This is a genomic window from Brachybacterium sp. Marseille-Q7125 (genome assembly GCF_023062615.1).
GTDB lineage: Bacteria > Actinomycetota > Actinomycetes > Actinomycetales > Dermabacteraceae > Brachybacterium.
Genome location: NZ_JALLAL010000031.1, coordinates 1 through 19455 on the forward strand (window position 1 = coordinate 1; position 19455 = coordinate 19455).

Annotated in this window: 17 protein-coding genes and 1 pseudogene; 11 read left to right on the forward strand and 7 right to left on the reverse strand. The window is 68.3% G+C overall.

Annotation, left to right across the window (positions count from 1 at the left end; translation table 11 throughout):
* Positions 1-127 (forward strand): annotated as a pseudogene (locus MU407_RS08980) (ketol-acid reductoisomerase); the annotation flags it as partial.
* 492 nt (positions 128-619) lie between these two features.
* Here the strand turns inward: MU407_RS08980 and MU407_RS08985 are convergent.
* The 5 genes from MU407_RS08985 to iolD all read right to left on the reverse strand — a co-directional run bounded on the left by MU407_RS08985 (position 620) and on the right by iolD (position 7043).
* Positions 620-1663: an L-idonate 5-dehydrogenase gene (locus MU407_RS08985; RefSeq protein ID WP_246956786.1), complete on the reverse strand. Its 1044-nt coding sequence runs from the start codon at positions 1661-1663 to the stop codon at positions 620-622.
* A gap of 62 nt (positions 1664-1725) precedes the next feature.
* Positions 1726-2595: a sugar phosphate isomerase/epimerase gene (locus MU407_RS08990; RefSeq protein ID WP_246956787.1), complete on the reverse strand. Its 870-nt coding sequence runs from the start codon at positions 2593-2595 to the stop codon at positions 1726-1728.
* A gap of 16 nt (positions 2596-2611) precedes the next feature.
* Positions 2612-3547: a TIM barrel protein gene (locus MU407_RS08995; RefSeq protein ID WP_246956788.1), complete on the reverse strand. Its 936-nt coding sequence runs from the start codon at positions 3545-3547 to the stop codon at positions 2612-2614.
* A gap of 30 nt (positions 3548-3577) precedes the next feature.
* Positions 3578-5083 carry a CoA-acylating methylmalonate-semialdehyde dehydrogenase gene (locus tag MU407_RS09000; protein ID WP_246956789.1) on the reverse strand — a complete coding sequence of 502 codons (1506 nt, stop codon included), beginning with the start codon at positions 5081-5083 and terminating at the stop codon, positions 3578-3580.
* Between the two features lie 49 nt (positions 5084-5132).
* Positions 5133-7043, reverse strand: coding sequence for a 3D-(3,5/4)-trihydroxycyclohexane-1,2-dione acylhydrolase (decyclizing) (iolD, locus tag MU407_RS09005; RefSeq protein ID WP_246956790.1), 1911 nt, complete (start codon positions 7041-7043; stop codon positions 5133-5135).
* A gap of 451 nt (positions 7044-7494) precedes the next feature.
* Between iolD and MU407_RS09010 the strand changes: the two genes are divergently transcribed.
* The 6 genes from MU407_RS09010 (at position 7495) to MU407_RS09035 (ending at position 12735) form a co-directional block, all read left to right on the forward strand.
* Positions 7495-7827, forward strand: coding sequence for a tautomerase family protein (locus MU407_RS09010; protein ID WP_246956792.1), 333 nt, complete (start codon positions 7495-7497; stop codon positions 7825-7827).
* A 154-nt stretch (positions 7828-7981) separates the two neighbouring features.
* Entirely contained in the window at positions 7982-9004 is a 1023-nt protein-coding gene (gene iolC / locus MU407_RS09015; RefSeq protein WP_246956793.1) for a 5-dehydro-2-deoxygluconokinase, read from the forward strand.
* Positions 9001-9906, forward strand: coding sequence for a deoxyribose-phosphate aldolase (locus tag MU407_RS09020; RefSeq protein WP_246956795.1), 906 nt, complete (start codon positions 9001-9003; stop codon positions 9904-9906). Before iolC ends, MU407_RS09020 begins: the two co-directional genes overlap by 4 nt.
* Positions 9907-9949: 43 nt before the next feature.
* Complete coding sequence (iolB, locus tag MU407_RS09025) at positions 9950-10840, forward strand: 5-deoxy-glucuronate isomerase (RefSeq protein ID WP_246956797.1); 891 nt, start codon at positions 9950-9952, stop codon at positions 10838-10840.
* Between the two features lie 44 nt (positions 10841-10884).
* The gene (locus tag MU407_RS09030) at positions 10885-11922 is read left to right on the forward strand and encodes a Gfo/Idh/MocA family oxidoreductase (protein ID WP_246956798.1); all 1038 of its coding nucleotides are present in this window, start codon (positions 10885-10887) and stop codon (positions 11920-11922) included.
* A gap of 48 nt (positions 11923-11970) precedes the next feature.
* On the forward strand, positions 11971-12735 hold the full coding sequence (locus MU407_RS09035) for a GntR family transcriptional regulator (RefSeq protein WP_281507813.1): 765 nt from the start codon (positions 11971-11973) through the stop codon (positions 12733-12735).
* A gap of 27 nt (positions 12736-12762) precedes the next feature.
* On the opposite strand, the gene MU407_RS09040 is transcribed toward MU407_RS09035, so the two are convergent.
* Both MU407_RS09040 and MU407_RS09045 read right to left on the reverse strand, forming a co-directional pair.
* On the reverse strand, positions 12763-14220 hold the full coding sequence (locus MU407_RS09040) for a 6-phospho-beta-glucosidase (RefSeq protein ID WP_246956799.1): 1458 nt from the start codon (positions 14218-14220) through the stop codon (positions 12763-12765).
* Complete coding sequence (locus MU407_RS09045; RefSeq protein ID WP_246956800.1) at positions 14217-14987, reverse strand: DeoR/GlpR family DNA-binding transcription regulator; 771 nt, start codon at positions 14985-14987, stop codon at positions 14217-14219. The genes MU407_RS09040 and MU407_RS09045 overlap by 4 nt, the downstream gene beginning before the upstream one ends.
* A gap of 75 nt (positions 14988-15062) precedes the next feature.
* On the opposite strand from MU407_RS09045, the gene MU407_RS09050 reads away from it, so the two are divergent.
* Genes MU407_RS09050 through MU407_RS09065 form a run of 4 tightly spaced genes read left to right on the forward strand, consistent with a single transcriptional unit; the run spans position 15063 to position 19347 of the window.
* The gene (locus tag MU407_RS09050; protein ID WP_246956801.1) at positions 15063-16505 is read left to right on the forward strand and encodes an extracellular solute-binding protein; all 1443 of its coding nucleotides are present in this window, start codon (positions 15063-15065) and stop codon (positions 16503-16505) included.
* Between the two features lie 3 nt (positions 16506-16508).
* Positions 16509-17393 carry a sugar ABC transporter permease gene (locus MU407_RS09055; protein ID WP_246956802.1) on the forward strand — a complete coding sequence of 295 codons (885 nt, stop codon included), beginning with the start codon at positions 16509-16511 and terminating at the stop codon, positions 17391-17393.
* Positions 17390-18193: a carbohydrate ABC transporter permease gene (locus MU407_RS09060; protein WP_246956803.1), complete on the forward strand. Its 804-nt coding sequence runs from the start codon at positions 17390-17392 to the stop codon at positions 18191-18193. The genes MU407_RS09055 and MU407_RS09060 overlap by 4 nt, the downstream gene beginning before the upstream one ends.
* Positions 18190-19347, forward strand: coding sequence for a PfkB family carbohydrate kinase (locus MU407_RS09065; protein ID WP_246956804.1), 1158 nt, complete (start codon positions 18190-18192; stop codon positions 19345-19347). Before MU407_RS09060 ends, MU407_RS09065 begins: the two co-directional genes overlap by 4 nt.
* Positions 19348-19455: the final 108 nt, after the last annotated feature.

Genomic DNA, 19455 nt, shown 5'->3' on the forward strand with positions numbered 1-19455 from the left:
GGACCAGCGGAAGGTCTTCGCCGAGTCGATCAAGCCGCACCTGAGTGAGGGCAAGGCGCTCGCCTTCGCCCACGGCTTCAACATCCGCTTCGGCTACATCGAAGCCCCCGACGGCGTGGACGTGCTGGGAGATGTGTACAAGACACAGGGCGCGGGGGAGGGGCCGACGGGGCGTGAGCCGCCGAGTCCTGTGCGGTGCCCGGCGCGAACGGCGGCTGCGGTGCCGGGGTGTTGGGCGCGGGGGTGGCCGGAGGAGTCGGGGTCGCCGACGGGCGCTGCGGGGCGCGAGGCTGCGGGGTCGCGGGCTGCGCGTGGTGGTCGTCGGGCGCGAAGGGATCGGGGAAGCGGCCGCTTCCCGCCTCGGACCCGTGGCGGGCCCCTCCTTCGCTGCTGCTCACCAGACCCCCTCGTGGCCTCGGGAACGGACGGTGCACCACCGGGGGCGGCGACGGTCTGCGGACCGGGCCGGACCGGGGCGCAGAGCGTCCAGGACGTGGATTCAGGCTAGCGCGTGTGGCTGGAGATCGCGTGGGGGTCAGCCCCCGGCGAACGGGGGGAGATGCCCTACGTACCCGACGGGACCCCGATGACCCTGCGGACCCCGTCGGCCCCACGGGACTTATCGCAGGTCGATGAGCACCTTGGAGGATCCGCTGCTGCGGTCGGCGGCGAGGCGGAACCCCTCCTCGGCGCGTTCGACGGGCACCGTGTGGGTGATCAGCGCGGAGACGTCCAGGCCATCTGCCATGGCAGTCAGGGCGTCACTGATCTCATCGATGAAACGGTAAGAGCCGCGGTAGTCGATCTCCCGCGTGACGATGCCGCCCAGGCTCGCCGAGATCTCCGCGGAGGGCAGGTTGCCCACCTGCACCAGCACTCCACCGCGGCGGACCGCGGCGATCACCCCGCCGAGCGCCCGCGGAGCCCCCGAGGCTTCGATCGCGACATCCACCTCCGCCGGCAGCTGCTCCCCGGCGGCAATGTTCACCGTGCAGTGTGCACCCATCGCCTGGGCGATCTCCAGGGCAGTGGGGGAGAGGTCCGCGGCGGTGACCGTGGCGGCGCCGGCCCGGCGGGCGGCGGCCACGGCGAGCGCCCCGATCGGCCCCGCGCCATTGACCAGCACGTCTGCCCCGGAAATATCTCCAGCGCGTGCCACAGCGTGCAGCGCCACCCCGAACGGCTCGGCGAGCGCGGCCTGTTCGAGCGAGACCCCGTCGGGAATGGCCCGTAGCTGTGCGGGCCGCACCGCACGGAAAGTGGAGAAGCCGCCGTGCTCATGCGGGTCGAAGGCCGCAGATCCGAGGTAGCGGACCTCCGGCCAGAGGTTGGTGCGATGCGCGGACTGCGGCGGCATCCGGTGATCACCCACCAGCGTGGCGGGATGCACGGTGACCGCGGAGCCGACGTCGAGACCGGCCTTACGGACCTGCGCGGCGGCCTGCGCACCGATCTCCGCGATGGTCCCGGAGACCTCATGCCCCAGGATCAGTGGATCCTTGAGCACGGCGGTGCCGGAGATGCCGTCCTTCCAATAGGCGATGTCCGATCCACAGATCCCGCCGAACGCGATGCGCAGCAGCACCTGGTCGGGGCCGAGAACGGGGTCGGGGACCTCCTCGACGCGGAGGTCATCGGGTGCGTGGACGACGACGGCGAGCATGGGTCTCCTCTCGCGGCATGCGCGGCATCCGTACTCAACTGTGGTGCATCACCGTGATGCTCTCACTCCCCGCCGAGCTCGTCGAGGATCCTCTCTCGCATCCGATGGTGGATGGCATCGGCGTCCTCTTCCCAGCCGAACACGCACACCGAGACGGGCCCGTCGTACTCGCGCTCCCGCAGGTACGCGAACGAGTCGTCCCAGTCGATCTCGCCATTGCCGATCTCATTGTGCTGATGCACGCGCGCATCCACACCCGGTGGGTTCACGATGTAGCGGTTGCCGACGTTCGCCGTGTGGTCGAAGACATCGGCGATGTGCAGGTGCCGCAGGCGGTCACCCGCGTACTCCATCATCTGCCGCGGGGTCCGTGCGCCCTGGCCAAGGTGGAAGGCGTGGGGGAAGCAGAACTCGTAGTTCATCCAATCCCGGTCCACACCGCGCACGATCTGCACTGCCCGGTCGTTGTCCTCGACGAAGTCGTAGGGGTGCGCCTCGATGGTGCACTCCAGCCCGTACTTCTCGAACACGGGGACGAGCTCTTCCATCGACCGGTAGAACTGCCCTTCGCTTTGACGGGGACGATTCGGATCCCCGGAGAACTCCGTGGCGATCAGCGGTACCTCGAGCGCATCAGCGATCTCCAGCAGCCGTCTCCAGTTCCGCACCTGAGCCTGCCGCTCCTGCTCATCGGGATTGGCCCAGTCGAACACCGGATTGAAACTCCAGATCTTCACGCCGGTATCCGCCATGGCCTGCTTGACCTCGGCGAGCTGATGGCGGTCCACCTTGGGGTAGTGGTGCCATTCGTGGAAGTCGGCGCGCGGAGACAGCTCCAGGTAGCGATACCCGAGCTCAGCAGCCTTGTGCACCTCCTGCGCCACCGTGAGGTGCGGGTGGTACATCGAGGGGTCAAGCAGGACCTTCACCATCGGATACGCCTCTTCCTCACTTGACGCCCAGACCGCACTCGGCCAGGAACTCGCGGGTGGCGATCGCATTGGGCAGCGGCAGCGCCGGATCGCAGGGGTAGAGGTCCTGTTCGCAGATCACGTACAGCTCCCGATCCAGCGTGGTGAGCTTCTGCACCAGGTCCTTCATGTCCGGCAGGCCCGCCGGGGGGCGGACCGAGGCACCCTTGGCGACGGCCTCACCGAAGGGCCAGTCCTTCTCATGGGCCTCACGGGTGATGTCCGGGTCGAAGGCCTTGATGTGGACGTACCCGATCCGCTCGGGGTAGTCCTCGATCATCTGCACCGGATCGCCACCGCCGTACACGATGTGGCCGGTGTCCAGGCAGAAGCTCACGAGCTCCGGATCGGTCGCCTCGAAAATCCGTGCAATCTCCTCTGGCGTCTCGATGTGGCTGTCCCCGTGCGGGTGCAGCACCATCGTCAGCCCGTAGTCCTCCTTGAGGAGCTTGCCCAGCCGGTTCGCGTTCTCCACGTAGAGCCGCCAGGCCTCACCGGTCAGCTCCCGCTCATCGGTGAACTCCCAGGTCTTGTCGTCGCGGTACAGCGGCGGCAGGTGGACCATGTACTCGGCGCCCACGGCGGCATGCGTCTCGGCGATCGCTCGGAAGGTCTTCTCGGTCTCCGCCCACGCATCCTCGCGGTGGAGAATGCCCCAGCCGGTGCCGGCCACAACGCGGAAGCCGTGCTCGTCCATCACGGACTGGAGCTCCTTCGCGTCCTTGGGGAAGTAGCCCCATGGCCCGGTCTCCATGACGGAGAACCCGGCCTCAGCCATCTCCGCGAGGGCGGTGCGCCAGGGGATCTGCTTCTCATCCTCGGGGAACCACACGCCCCACTGGTCAGGGCATACGCCGATGGTGAGCTTGTCGAACGGCGCCTCGGGGTTACGGGACTTATCAATGCGGGTCATGGCATGTCCTTTGCGTCGGGTCCGTCGCGATCACTCGTGGGTGGGAAAGCTCATCGAGGCCTCGACGGTCTCGTTCTGCGCGGGCCAGCGAGTGGTGATCGCCTTCTGCCGGGTGTAGAAGGAGACGGCCTCGGGCCCGTGGGCGTGATGCTCGCCGAACAGCGAGTCCTTCCAGCCGCCGAAGGAGTAGTAGCCCACCGGGGTGGGGATCGGCACGTTGATGCCGATCATCCCCACGGTGACCTCCTCCTGGTACCGACGGGCGTAATGCCCGGAGTCGGTGAAGATCGCGGTGCCGTTGCCGAACGGGGAGGAGTTCACCAGCTCTACGGCCTCATCGAAGTTGCCCACGTGCATGACCACCAGCAGTGGGCCGAACACTTCGTCGGTGTAGGTGGGGTGGGTGCGATCCAGGTCCGTGATGACGGTGGGGCCGACGAAGTTGCCGTCCTCATGCCCCTCCACCACGAGGCCCCGCCCGTCCACGATCACGCGGGCGCCGGCGGCCTCGGCCTCGTCGGTCATGCGGATGATGCGCTTCTTCGCTTCCGCAGTGATCACCGGTGGCATGTCGGTCTCGGCGCGGTCGCCGGGGCCGACGACGAGTTTGTTCGCCTCGGCGGTGATGGCCTCGAGGAACTTCTCGTGGGCTGCACCGACAGTGACGGCAACAGGCACGGCCATGCAGCGCTCGCCAGCGGAGCCGAAGGCGCCAGAGGCCACCTGCGCGGCGGCGAACTCGATGTTCGCATCCGGCATCACCACGGCGTGGTTGTTCGCCCCGCCCAGGGCCTGCACACGCTTGCCGGCCGCGGAGGCCGTGGCGTGGACGTGCTTGGCGATCGGGGTGGAGCCGACGAAGCTGACCGCCTGGATGCCGTCATGGGTGCACAGGGCGTCCACGACCTCCTTGCCGCCGTGGACCACCTGGAACACGCCATCGGGCAGCCCCGCCTCCTGGTAGAGCCGGGCGACGATATTCGAGGCGGAGGGGTCGCGCTCGGAGGGCTTGAGGATGAAGGCGTTGCCGGTCGCGATGGCGATCGGGTGCATCCAGAACGGCACCATCGCCGGGAAGTTGAACGGGGTGATCCCGGCGACCACACCGAGGGGCTGGCGCATCGTGTGCGCATCCACGCCGGTGGAGACGTTCTCGGAGAAGAAGCCCTTGAGCTCCTGGGTGATGGAGGTGGCGAACTCGAGAGTCTCGAGCCCGCGCGCGATCTCGCCCTTCGCATCAGCGATCGTCTTGCCGTGTTCGCGGGTGATGACCTGCGCGATCTCCTCGGTGTGCTCGACCATCAGCTGACGCATCCGGTAGAGGATCTGGGTGCGCTTGGCGAGCGATACCTGCGCCCATTCCCGCTGCGCGGCGAGTGCGACCTCGACGGCGCGATCCACGGTCGCGGCATCGCCCAGCTGCAGGGTGCCCACCTGCGCGCCAGTGGCGGGATTGAGGATCGGCTGAGTGGAGCCCTGGCCGGGGGTCTCGGCTCCGGCGATCCAGTGGGTGATGTCGTACAGCTCGGTGGTCATGGTTGTCCCTTCCGCGGCACCGGTCGGTGCGCTGGTGGTGGTCTGTGGATCAGAGGTAGTGGCGCTGCGGCATCAGGTCGTTTTCGTACTCGATGCGGGCTTCCTGCGTGGAGGCCAGGCGGGCGGTCTCGGAGACCGGGACGTCCCACCAGCCGTTGCCCGGGGGGTTGGGGCCGTACAGATCGGTGTTCACGACGATCGCGGTGGCCAGTTCGGACGTCTCCGCCCGGCGGTAGGCGGCGCGGAAGGCCTCGGTGTCGGAGACCTCCTGGACCTCGAGGCCGTAGGAGCGGATGTTCGCGGCGATGTCGAAGGGCAGCTTCTCGCCGTCCAGGAGGCCGCTGTCCTCATCGCGCATGCGGTACTTGGTGCCGAAGCGCTGGGAGCCGTGGGACTCCGAGAGCGAGCCGATCGAGGACCAGCCGTGGTTCTGCAGGATCACGAGGATGACCTTGACCCGTTCGGCGACGATCGTGGCGATCTCCTGCGGGGCCATCTGGAAGGTGCCGTCCCCGATGATCGCGACGACTTCCGAGTCGGGGGAGGCCATCTTTGCGCCCAGGGAGGCGGGCAGCTCGTACCCCATGCAGGAGTAGCCGTACTCGAGGTGGTACTGGTGCGGGGAGCGGGCCTTCCACAATGCCTGCAGGTCACCGGGCATCGAGCCGGCGGCGTTGATGACGATGTCCTCATCGCCCATCAGCTCGTTCAACGCCCCGAAGATCTCCGTCTGGGCGGGCAGCTCCTGGTCATGCGGCGCAAAGCAGGGCGCGATGAGCTCTTCCCACTGTGCCCGCAGCTGCCGCGCCCGCTCGCCGTGCTCCGCCGGTGCGGTCCATCCGTCCAGCGCCTCCTGCAGCGCCTCGAGCCCGGTCCGCGCATCGGCGACCACCATGGTGGCGGAGTGCTTAGCGGCGTCGAAGGCCTTGACGTTGAGGTTCACGAAGCGCACGTCCGGGTTGCGGAAGGCGGTGTGGGAGGAGGTCGTGAAGTCGGTGTAGCGGGTGCCGACGCCGATCACGACGTCCGCCTCGGCGGCGAGCTGGTTGGCCGCATCGTTCCCGGTGGCGCCGACGCCGCCGATGCACAGCGGGTGGTCGGCACTGAGCGCTCCCTTACCGGCCTGCGTGTCCAGCACGGGAATGCCCGTCGCGTCGGTGAAGGCGGTGAGTGCGGCGGAGGCCTCGGAGTAGATCACGCCGCCTCCAGCGATAACCACGGGCCGACGGGCCTCGCGGATCACCTGGGCCGCACGGTCCAGGGCGGCGGGCTCCGGAACCGGACGCGCCACATGCCAGGTCCGCTCGCGGAAGAACTTGAGGGGCCAGTCGTAGGCCTCCGCCTGGACGTCCTGCGGGAGGCAGATCGTCACCGCGCCGGTCTCTGCCGGATCGGTCAACACCCGCATGGCGGCCAGTGCCGAGGGAATCAGCTGCTCCGGGCGCCAGATGCGGTCGAAGTAGCGGGAGACGGGGCGGAAGGCGTCGTTGACGGAGACGTCCATGGCACGCTCGTCCTCGAGCTGCTGCAGAACGGGATCCACCGCGCGGTTCGCGAAGATGTCCGAGGGGAGCAGCAGCACCGGGATGCGGTCGACCGTGGCGAGGGCCGCTCCGGTGACCATGTTCGTGGAGCCGGGGCCGATGGAGGGGGTGCACGCCATGGCCTGCATCCGGTTCTTCGTCCGCGAGTACGCGACGGCCGTGTGGACCATGTTCTGCTCATTGCGGGCCTGGTAGAACGGCATCGGCGCCTCGCCCTCGGCGGGGTCGATCGCGTTCTGCAGCAGAGCCTGTCCGAGCCCGGCCACGTTGCCGTGGCCGAAGATGCCGAAGGTGCCGGGGATGAGACGCTGCCGCACCCCGTCCCGCTCGCTGTACTGCGCGGCGAGGAACCTGACGAGGGCCTGGCCCACGGTGAGCCGGATGGTGCCGGTGCGGTCGGTGGGATGCTCGCTCATGCTGCCTCCGTGCTGCGGATCCGTCACGGTCACGGGGCGCCATCGGCGCCGCTCGGCGGATCTCTGGTCTCGACGATGAGTTCGTGTGCCCCCAGCATGGACCGGGCCGTCATACGCTGTCAAGACTTTGTCAGGACAAAAGTTTGCCAACAGTGTTGCTGGTCGCGCGAAGAATCGCGGTTTTCCACCACGATGCCGGCGTTCCCGCCCCGTGGATCGTGTGCTGACTTGCCGCCAAGTCACCCCGGTGATCCGGTTGACACCGGACAAAGCAGGTGCCTCTGCGGTGCCGTGGCCGAGATTCAGGAGATTCAGGACTCGGTTCGCGGTGCCCGCTGGAGCAGACCCTCCTGCTGGGATGCGCCGTCGGCGCCGTCCTCGGCGGGCGACTGCCCGACCGCTACGGGCGCCGCCACAACATTCTCCGTCTCGCGCGTTGCCTACGGTGAGAGTGGCTGACATCGTCCAGGACGTCATGCGCGAGTTGTTCGCGGCCCCACTGGGGGACCGCTATCAGACCCTCGAGACGCTCCCCGTCGGATCGATCATCGCCGAGGACGCCGGGCTGGGCATCGACCGCAGCGACGGTGTCCCCATCGTGCAGATCGTGCAGCAGGGACGCAGCATGGATCAGAAGCAGACGGTTTACGGCGAGCTCGCCCGGCGGCTGTCCGCAGAAGATCTGGTCCGGCCCGAGGGCCTGATCATCTCCGTCGTGAGCAATGACCGGGAAGACTGGCCGTTCGGACGGGGCCGGGCCCAGTTCCTCACCGGAGAGCTCTGAGCCGACCTGCACCGGCGATCACCCAACCCCACGAACTCGCGTTCTTTGTCTGGACAAAGCGCGCGAGGGGTGCGACCATCGAATCATCCGGCGACCGGGGCCCAGCCGCCCGTGGCACCGCCGCAGGACCCGACGCAGAGAGGCATTTCGGACCATGGCAGCGCAGCACGACATCATCACCTTCGGCCGCAGCGGGGTGGACATCTATCCGCTTGAGATCGAGAAAGGCCTCGAGGACATCTACTCCTTCGGCAAGTTCCTGGGTGGAAGCCCCACGAACGTGGCCGTCGCGGCCGCTCGGCTCGGGCATCGGCCGGCCACCATCACCGGGGTGGGTGATGACCCGCTGGGCCGCTACGTGGTCCAGGAGATGGAGCGTCTGGGCGTCTCCAGCCGCTACGTGGTGAAGAATCAGGAGCTCAATACCCCCCTCACCCTGTGCGAGATCTTCCCCCCGGATGATTTCCCGCTGTACTTCTACCGGCAGCCTTCGGCCCCAGACCTGCAGGTCGCTCCCGAGCACCTCGACCTCGACGCTATCCGTGAGGTGCCGTTGTTCTGGTTCTCCGGCACCGGCCTCAGTGAGGACCCCAGCCGCTCGGCACACTTCGCAGCGCTCGAGGCCCGCGGTCGCACCCGCCACACCGTCTTCGACCTCGACTATCGGCCCATGTTCTGGTCCAGCCCGGAGGAGGCCCGCGAGTACTACCGCGAGGCCCTGCGGTACACCACGGTGGCCGTGGGCAATAAGGAGGAGTGCGAGGTCGCTGTCGGGGAGACCGAGCCGGAGCGCGCCGCCGACGCGCTGCTCGAGGCCGGGGTGGAGATCGCGATCGTCAAGCAGGGCCCCAAGGGTGTGCTCGGCAAAACCGCCGACGACCGCGTCGAGGTGGCCCCGAACCTGGTCGAGGTCATCAACGGGCTGGGCGCCGGGGACAGCTTTGGCGGCTCGCTCTGCCACGGCCTGCTGAGCGGACAGGATCTCGAGACCATCCTGACCCGTTGCAACGCCGCCGGCGCGATTGTCACCTCCCGCCTGGAGTGCTCCACCGCCATGCCCACCAGCGAGGAGATCGACCTGCTCATCGCCGGGGGTGACCCCAACCATGGCCAGACCGTGGATGAGATGCTCACCGTGCTGCGCAACCGCGGCGTGGCCACGAAGGAACGCGCATGAGCTCCGACGAATCCCCGCAGTTCGTCACCACGTACGAGGACGTCACCAACGTGCGGGTGCACGATCCCGGACGCATCGCCCGCCTGGCCGCCTCCCGCAGGCGACGCACCGTCGCGGACACCGACGGCACGATGATGATCATCGCCGCAGATCATCCGGCGCGCGGCGCCCTGGGCGCAGGCGCCCGGCCCGATGCGATGGCCTCCCGTACCGAGCTGCTGGACCGGCTGCGCGAAGCACTCGCCGTGCCCGGCGTGGACGGCGTGCTCGGCACCCCGGACATCCTGGAGGACCTGCTGCTGCTCGGTGCGCTCGAGGACAAGATTGTCTTCGCCTCGATGAACCGTGGCGGCCTGCAGGGAAGCTCGTGGGAGCTCGAGGACCGCTTCACCGCCTACGACGCCGCGGCCATCAGCGCCGCTCGCTTCGACGGCGGCAAGATGCTCACCCGGATCGACCTCGCGGATGACCGCACCTCCCGGACCGTGGAGGACTCCGCCCGCGCTATCAGCGAGCTCGCCCGGCACGAGCTGATCGCCATGGTGGAGCCCTTCATGTCCTCCCGCCCGGGAGGACCCGGGACCCCTGTGGTCAATGACCTCAGCCCCGACGCCGTGATCCGCTCCATCCACATCGCCCAGGGCCTCGGCTCCACCAGCGCCTATACCTGGTTGAAGCTCCCGGCGGTGGAGGACATGGAGCGCGTTATGGACGCCACCACCCTGCCCACCCTGATCCTCGGCGGCGACCCCACCGGGGATCCGGAGGCGATCCAGGCTTCCTGGGCCCGGGCCCTGGCCCGCCCGAATGTGCGGGGCCTTGTCGTGGGCCGTGCCCTGCTCTACCCCGCCGGAGAAGATGTCACCGCCGCGGTGCGCACCGCGGTGGACATGATCCGCTGACCATCCACCACCCGAGCCCGCACCTCAGGAAGGACGCGATCCGATGACTGCGCAGACCGACTTCCACCTCCCCGTCGGCACCACCACCTCCGGCGCCTGGGAGACCATCATCGATCCCGGCACTCGCGAGGGCTGGACCTACACCGGCCTGCGCATCCTCGCCCTGGACCCCGGCGCCGATGAGACCTGGACCGCCGAGGGTGTTGAGGTGATGGTGGTCCCCCTGAACGGGGCCTGCACCGTCGCCGTCGCGGGCACCACCTATGAGCTGCGCGGACGCCGGGACGTGTTCGAGTCCGCCACCGATGTGCTCTACGCCCCCGTCGGTGCCGAGCTGCGCATCTCCTCCACCGACGGCGGCCGTTTCGCGCTGGCCACCGCCGTGGCGGCCACCGAACACCCGGTCGCGCTGATCCGCGCCGAGGACGTCCCTGTCGAAATCCGCGGCGGCGGCCAGATGACCCGCCAGGTGCGCAACTTCGGGACCGTCGGATCCTTCGACGCCATGGACTCCCTCATCGCCTGCGAGGTCATCACCCCGGGCGGCAACTGGTCCAGCTACCCCGCCCATAAGCACGACGAGACGATCGAGGACCCCGAGCACCCGGAGTCCGAGCTCGAGGAGATCTACTACTACGAGATCCAGGCCGCCCCGACCGGCACCCCCGGCTTCGGCTACCACCAGACCACCTCCAGCGGCGCGGACAAGCCCATCGACATCCTCACCGAAGTGCGCACCGGCGACACCGTGCTGGTCCCGCACGGCTGGCACGGCCCCTGCGCCGCCGCTCCCGGGCACGACATGTACTACCTCAACGTCATGGCCGGGCCCGCCCCGGAGCGTGCCTGGAACATCACCGACCATCCCGACCAGACCTGGGTGCGCGGCACCTGGGAGGCGGCCGGGCCTGACCCGCGCCTCAGCCGACCCTGAGGACCCACCTCGCTCGCCCAGCACGTGACCAAGGAGCACAAGCCATGACCAGCACCCAGAGCACCGCCCCTGCAGATCTTCGCGTCGGAGTGATCGGCGTGGGGCAGATGGGCGCCGACCACGTCACCCGCATCAGCACCCGGACCAAGGGCGCGCGCGTCAGCGTCGTCACCGACTACCTGCGAGATAAAGCCGAGGAGGTCCCCGGGCAGGTTCCCGGCTGCCGCGTGGTCGACTCCCCGGAGGAGCTGATCGCCGCGGAGGATGTAGACGCTGTGCTCATCGCGAGCCCCGGCCGTTTCCACAAGGACCAGACCATCGCGTGCATCGAGCACGGCAAGCCCGTGCTGTGCGAGAAGCCGCTGGCGATGAATCCCGAGGATGCGTACGCGGTGGTTCAGGCGGAGCAGGCCTCCGGAAAGGCCCTGGTGTCGCTGGGGTTCATGCGCCGCTTCGATGCCGGGTACGCGGACCTCAAGGACGCGATCACCTCGGGTGAGCTGGGCCAGATCAGCATCGTGAACTGCAAGCACCGCAACGCGCACACCCTGCCAGGGTTCGTGGACTCGATGATGGTCTACGACTCTGCTGTCCACGAGATTGACGCCATCCACTACTTCCTCGAAGAGCCGATCAGCGCCGTGCAGGCGGTGCTGCCCACACCGGGTCCGCGGGCCGACGAAGGCCAGCATGACCCGATGCTGCTGCTGTTCCGCACCGCCTCCGGCATCATCGTCACCGATGAGCTGTATGTGAACACTGCCTCCGGCTACGAAGTGCGCACCGAGGTGGTGGGCTCGGCGGGTATCGCCACCATCGGCCAGGACTCCGGGCGCGTCACCACCCATCTCGATGGTGGCCGCTGGGGTGGGAGCATCCCCGAGGACTTCCGCCCCCGGTTCGTCGATGCCTATGACCGGGAGGTCCAGGCGTGGGTGAGCGCGATCGCTGATGGCACGATGATCGCGGAGCGTTCGGCGACTGCGTGGGATGGTTACTTGGCCGCCGCTGCCTGCGAGGCCGCAGAGCAGGCCCTCACCACGACGGGCTTCGTCGAGGTCACCACCGCAGAGCGCCCGTGACACGGGAACGCGGCAGGGACCGGCGCAGCCGGAGAGAGAGGGGAGCCGATGACCGCAGAGCACAAGACCTCACCGGAGACGGTGATGCTGGAGCTCGCTGTGGACCGCAGCAGCTCCACGCCTCTGTATTTGCAGCTCGCGAGCGGGATCGAGGCGGCGATCCGTTCCGGTGACCTGCTGCCCGGTAGCCGTATCGAGAACGAGCTGGCGCTCTCCCAGCGTCTGGGGCTATCCCGGCCGACCGTGCGCCAGGGCATCCAGGAGCTGGTGGACAAGGGCATGCTCGTGCGCAAACGCGGCGTGGGCACCCAGGTGGTGCACGGACCGGTGAACCGCCAGGTGGCCCTGACGTCCCTGTACGACGATCTGCGCACCGCCGGGAAGGCACCGCGCACCGAGGTGATCGAATACCGCGTGGGTCGCCCCTCCTCGGGAGCGGTCGATCGGCTGCGGCTCGCCCCCGGTGAGCAGGTGCTGGACCTGATCCGCGTGCGATATGCCGATGATGAGCCGCTGGCCGTCATGCGCAACACCATTCCCGAGCGTATTGCGCCCACGCGGGCTGACCTCGCCGCCGACGGGCTCTATGCCTGCTTGCGGCGGGCCGGGGTCAGCACTGTCCTGGCCCACGAACGGATCGGCGCCACCGTGGCCGATGCCGAGCATGCCGAGCTGCTGGATGAGCCGGTGGGCGCGGCCCTGCTCACGATGGAGCGAACCTCCTTCGCCAATGATGGCTCCGTCGTGGAGTACGGCCACCACGTCTACCGGGCCTCGCGGTACTCCTTCGAGGTCACGCTCGTGGATTCCTGACCCGGCGGCAGAGCGTCAGCAGGCCGCTTAGTGGGTCAGCAGTGCCGCGATCTGCGGGTGCCCGGCCTCGTACCCCTCGAGCAGCTTCGCCCCCAGCTGCGGCGAGCTGACCAGGGGATGCGTCGAGAAGCCCTGCCAGGCGGCATCCCGTGACCCGGTGCGGGCGGCCTCGCAGATGCTGCGCTCGGCGGCCCGCAGGGTGCTCATGAGCCCCAGCCGTCCCAGCTCGACCTGCCCCACAGGCTGCGGGTGCACGCCCTTCTCATCCACCTCGCAGAGCACCTCGATCACGGTGTCCGCCGGGAGCACGGGCACGATGCGCTGCGCCGCTGGAGCGTCCGACCCGGCGGGGGCATTGCCCACGTCGAGGATCATCCGCTCTTGGCGACCGGTGGCGATCGCTGTCATGAGACGCATCGCCACCTCCTGGTAGCCGCCGCCGGCGATGTCCTCCTCGCGGCGCGCCTCGTCCCGGGTTTCGGCCATATAGGTCGCTTCGCGCTCATGCAGGGCGGACTGCCACAGACCCAGCGGCGATGAACAGCACGATCCGCCCGTTGACGCGGTCCCGCTCCGGCTCGCTCCGGCCTTAGCAGGGCGTCCGTCGACGGCCTCCAGCGCGGAGAGGTAGAAATCGCCCTGCTGCTTGGCCAGAAACTCTCCCCGCGTCGTGGCCGCTGACGTGATGCGGCTGATGGCATCGTCTGTGTGCAGGTAGTAGTACAGGTACTCATTTGGCAGCGCCCCGTCGGCCCGCACCCAGTCCTTCCCGATGATCCGGGCCTCCTCGATCTCCTCGAGCAGGTCATCGGAGCCGAGCACCTCGGGCAGGCGGTCCTGCCCGTCGATCGTGACCGAACGCAGCCACCCCAGGTGGTTCAGCCCCACGTAATCGAAGGTCGCGGCCCTATCGCCGACGATGTCCGTGCCGAGGAGTCGTCCCACGCGACGAACCAGCCCGATGGGGGTGTCGCAGATGCCCACGACGCGGTCGCCGAGCACGGTGCGCATGGCCTCTGTGACGATCCCGGCTGGGTTCGTGAAGTTGATGACCCATGCCTCGGGGGCGCCCTGGGCGATGGCCTGGGCGATCTCCATGGCCACGGGGATAGTCCGCAGCGCATAGGCGAGCCCGCCCGGCCCCACGGTCTCTTGGCCCAGAAGCCCGAGCCCCAGCGCTACGCGTTCGTCGATGGTCCGGCTCTCAGATCCGCCCACGCGAATCGCGCTGAACACGAAGTCGGCGCCAGCCACTGCCTCATCCACGGACGTGGCGGCCTGCAGGCGGGGTAGGGCAGCGGCCCGGCCCTCGGCGGTCAGCTGCTCACCGAGACCCTCGATGACCGCGGTGATGGTCCGCAGCCTGCCGGGGTCGACATCGTGCAGCACGAGCTCATTGACCGTCAGTCCGGTCGCGGCGGTGGCGACAGCTTCATACACGAGGGGGACACGGAAGCCGCCCCCTCCGAGGATCGTCAGTTTCACGGCAGCAGCACCTCCACGCTCTCCCCCTCCGGGAGAGCGATGTCGTCCGGGCAAGGTTGTTGATCGGTGATCAGGGCGGTGAAGCGGGACAGCGGGGCCACCTCGAGGAAACCGGAGCCCGGCAGCTTCTCGTGGTCAGCCAACAGGTAGGAGCGGGTGGCCACCTCGAGCAGGCGCCGTTTGACGGGCACCTCACTCGGGGTGGAGTCCAAAACGGTGCCATCGGGCCGGATGCCCGACGTGCCCAGGAAGGCCCGGTCCACCCGCACCTGCGCGAGAGCAGATTCGGTGAGCACGCCCACCATCGAGTCATAGTCAGGTCGCAGCAGGCCCCCCAGCACCAGGATGTCCACGTGCGGTGCCTGGGCCAGGGCGCGTACCACGGCGAGCGATGCCGTCACCACGGTGAGGGAGCGGTGCACCAGCAGGGGGCACATGGCCGCGACCGTCGTGCCGATGTCCAGGGCGATGACCTCCCCATCAGCGATGACCTCGCAGGCGCGAGCGGCGACGTCCTGCTTGGCGGCTGTGGCGCGGGTGGCGACGTCGGCGAAGGGGAGGGGGTCAGCTTCGGGGCGGACGGAGGCGTGCACGGAGGTGGCTCCGCCCCGCACCCGGCGCAGTAGGCCGTCCTGGGCGAGCACTTCGAGGTCCCGCCGCACGGTGGCTTCGGAGACGGCCAGGTCCCGGCTCAGCCCGGTGACCGTGACGGAGCCGGTGCGTCGGACCGCGGTCATGATCGCGCGGTGGCGCTCCTCACTCAACATGGCGTCACGCTACCAGTATCCGATCAGCTTCGAGCAGCTTCTGTCAGATTGATGCAGGTCTGAACAAAACATGGCATGCTGGTGGTCTGCGCCACACAGGCGGCGCAGTTGGACGACGGCGACCGCGACGATGCGGCGCGCAACACCCTGGAGGTCACGATGCGACGACGGAACTTCCTCACCAGTACGGCGATCATCGGCGGCGTCGGTCTCGCGGCCGCATGCGCCCCCGGCTCGGAATCCGGCGGCGGCGACGCACCGGCGCCCAAGGCCGATGAGATCGTCACGGACCCCGCCGAGCTCGGCGACGTCACGCTGGTCATGTGGGACCAGGAGGTGCGCGGCGCGCAGAACGACGCAATCGAATCGCTCATCGCAAGCTTCCAGGAGAAGTACCCCAACATCACGATCGAACGGGTCTCGCAGTCCAATGACGATCTGCAGCAGCAGACCGGGCTCGCCCTATCCGGCAATGACGTTCCGGACGTGCTGCAGGTCAACAACGCCCGCGGTGACATGGGCACCTTCGTGGCCGATGGGCTGCTCACCGACCTCACCGGCTACGCCGAGGCATATGGCTGGGAGGATCGCTTCACCGAATCCGTGCTCGCCAAGACGCGGTACTCAAAGGATGGCGTGACCTTCGGCGAAGGCGAGCTGTACGGCCTCCCCCAGACGGGAGAAATCTGCGGAATCTTCTACTCCCAGAAGAAGCTAGATGAGCTCGGAGTGGAAGCCCCCACCTCGTGGGATGAGCTGTTCACCCTCGTGGACACGGCGCTGGAGAAGGACGAACAGCCAATCGTCCTGGGCAACCTTGACAAGTGGCCCGCCTTCCACGTCTTCGGACCTCTACAGGCCAACTTCGTGGACGCCGAGACGATCGTGACCCTCGGCATGGGCAACGCCGGTGCGGACTGGACCAGCGACGACAACGTCGCGGCCCTCACGCAGCTGGCCGACTGGGCGAAGGACAAGGCGTTCGGGGATTCCCCGAACGGCCTGGGCTATGACGATGCCTGGCCGACTTTCACCGAGGGCACCGGCGTGCTGCTCATCGGCGGCTCGTGGCTGGGTCCGGACATGGAAGCCGTCATGAAGGAGGACCTGCGGTTCATGGCACCCCCGGCCGGTAAGGATGGGACGGCCGCCACCACCGGCGGCACCGGCATCCCCTTCTCCATCCCGGCGGCGGCGAAGAACGCGGACGCCGCGGCGGCGTTCATCGACTACATCACCTCCGATGAGGCGATGGATCTGATCGCCGAGGCCGGAGGCATGCCCGTGAACCGCACGGCCGAGCTCGCCCCGGACAGCGGCGTTAACAAGGACATCTACGAGGCCTTCGACGCCGTCTCCCACGACGGCACGCTGCTGCCGTACCTCGACTACGCGACCCCGTCGTTCGCGGACACCGGTGGTGCGGTGCTCCAGGAGGTCATTGGCGGTCAGACGGAGCCGGCCGATGCGGCGCAGAAGCTCCAGGACGACTACGGCGAGTTCACCGAGGGGTCCTGATCCATGCCGTCACGGCCCAGTGCGGTGGTCCGTTCGCGGATCACCCCCTACATGTTCCTGCTTCCAGCGCTGCTGGTGTACGGAGCATTCGCGCTGTACCCGCTCGCGCGGGCCGCGCAGTTCTCGCTGTATGAGTGGAAGGGTTTCGGCTCCTCCACCTTCGTAGGACTCCAGAACTACACGGACCTCGCCGGAGATGCAGATTTCCGGGCAGCGATCCTCAACGCCCTGGTGCTGATCGTCTTCTACGCGGTGATCCCCCTGATCGTGGGACTCGTGCTGGCGGCGATCTTGCGCCGCGGGCACGTGAGAGGCATGGGCTTCTTCCGCACCGTCGTATTCCTGCCCCAGGTGATCGCCCTGGTGGTCGTGGCGGTGGCGTGGCGGCAGATCTACGCACCCCACGGGCTGCTCAACACCGTCCTGCGCGCGGTGGGCTTGGACGGACTGGCCCGCGGCTGGCTCGGGGATCCCGGAACGGCCCTGGCAGCCGTCGGCTTCATCGGCACCTGGGTGGAGATGGGCCTGGTGATGCTCCTGATGCTGTCCGGCATGAGCCGCATCCCCGCGGAGCAGTTCGAGGCCGCCCGCCTCGACGGAGCCGGACCGGTCCGAGAATTCTTCGCCATCACGCTGCCCGCGGTGCGCGGAGAGATCACCGTCGCACTGGTGCTCACCATCATCGCGGCGCTGAAGACCTTTGACCTGGTGTACATGACCACCTCGGGTGGCCCCGGCAATGCCACCACCGTGCCCAGCTTCGAGGTGTACTTCCGCGCCTTCGACCTGCGGGAGGTGGGCTCTGCCTCGGCCGTGGCGATCGTACTGACGGTGCTGATCTTCCTCATCAACGTGGGCGTCACCCGGATCGGGGAGCGCGAGTCATGAGAGTCACCAAGGGCGAGACAGCCCTGAACTACATCATCCTCATCGGCTTCGCGGCCTTTGCCCTGACGCCGGTGCTGGGAATCCTGCTGACCTCCATCTCGGCGCCGCTGGGTGAGCCCGACGGCATCTACCTGTCCAACTTTGTGGACGCCTGGACCATCGGAGGATTTGGCCGCTCCCTCAAGAATTCCGTGCTCGTGGCCGTGATCGTGGTGGGCCTGGCGACCGTCCTGTCGGTCCTGGCCGGGTATGCCTTCGGGACCATGCGCTTCACGGGATCCACCGTGCTGTTCTACCTGTTCCTGCTGGGGCTCATGATCCCCGCCGAGGCGACGGTCATCCCGCTGTTCTTCGACCTGCGCACGCTGCAGCTCACGGACACGTACTTCGCCATTGCGATGCCACAGGTGGCGCAGTCGGTGGCCTTCGGGACCTTCTGGCTCAGAGCCCAGTTCCGTGCCATGCCGAGCAGCCTGCTCGAAGCCGCCGCGCTCGACGGTGCCGGTCCGGTGCGGGCCTTGCTGCGGGTGCTCCTGCCCGCCAGCCGCCCGGCGATCGTCACGCTGCTCGTCCTGACGTTCATGTGGACGTGGAACGAGTTCCTCATCGCCTTGGTCATGGCACCCGGAGGGCGCCTGCGCACCGCCCCGCTGGGCCTATCGAACTTCCAGGGCCAGTACACCGCGGAGATCGCGTTGCTCTCCGCGGGCGCGGTGATCGTCGCGCTGCCCACCGTGATCCTGTTCCTGTTCCTGCAACGACATTTCATTCGCGGAATGCTTGAAGGAGTCGCCAAGTGACCGACCACCACCCCGACCCCGCGGCGCCCCAGCCCGGCGCCGCCGCGCCGCAGTCCGCCTGCCCGGCGGACTGGGACCCCCTGGCCTCACAGCGGCGACCGGAAGATCCTCCGCTGGACGTCCTGCTCAGCGGGACCGTGTTCTTCGACATCGTCTTCACCGGGCTGGATCGTCTGCCCGAACCCGGAGAGGAGCTGTGGTCCAAGGGGCTGGGCTCCAGCCCCGGAGGAATCGCCAACCTCGCGGTGGCCGCGGCTCGCCTCGGCCTGCGCACCGGGCTCGTCGCCGGATTCGGCGACGACGCCTACGCGGACTGGATGTGGCACACCATGAGCGAGGAAGAGGGGATCGACCTCTCCGCCTCGAAGCGCTTCCCCGACTTCCATTCCGCCCTCACCTGCTCCATCGCGGCTCAGGGGGACCGGGCCATGGTCACCCACGGACATGACAGCCCCGAGCCGATGTCCCGCCTCGTCCAGCACGCACCGGCCGCCCGCGCCGCCGTCGTGGACCTCGCGGGGGAGACGGACTGGTGGGGACGATTCACCTCCGGTGACACCAAGGTGTTCGCCGATATCGGTTTCGATGAGACGGGCCGCTGGGACCCCGCGGATCTCGCCCCGCTGGCTCACTGCCATGCCTTCACCCCCAACGCCGTCGAAGCGATGAACTACACCCGGACTGAGAGTCCGGACCGTGCGGTGCGCGCCATCGCGGAGCTGGTGCCCCTGGCCGTCGTAACTGACGGGGTCGACGGGTCCTACGCGATCGACCAGACCACGGGGGAGGAGGCCTTCTGCCCAGCGGTCCCGGTGACCGCGATCGACACCACCGGCGCAGGCGATGTGTTCGCTGCTGCCCTGGTGCTGGGGACCCTCGCCGAATGGCCGCTCGAGCAGCGACTGAAGTTCGGTTCCCTCTGCTCGGCGCTGGCCGTCCAGCAGTTCGGCGGCTCACTGGCCGCCCCCGGATGGGGCGACATTGTGGACTGGTGGGGCTCTCTGTCAACCGCCGCGCAGGCCGGTGACCTCCGGGCCGGTTACACCCGGGGTCCCTACATGTTTCTCGATGACATCGTCCCTGATCACCCGGTGCAGGGTCGGCGCCGCGCCCAGGGCACTTTCGCGATGCGATCGGACGCTGGTCACCACTGACGTGCACCATCCCGGCACCCACGGGTGCTGACTCATGCCGTCGCGGCGAGCAGGGCTGCTTGCCGCGGGGGTGGTACCCATCTCCCCTCACGACCCCCGAAACCCCTG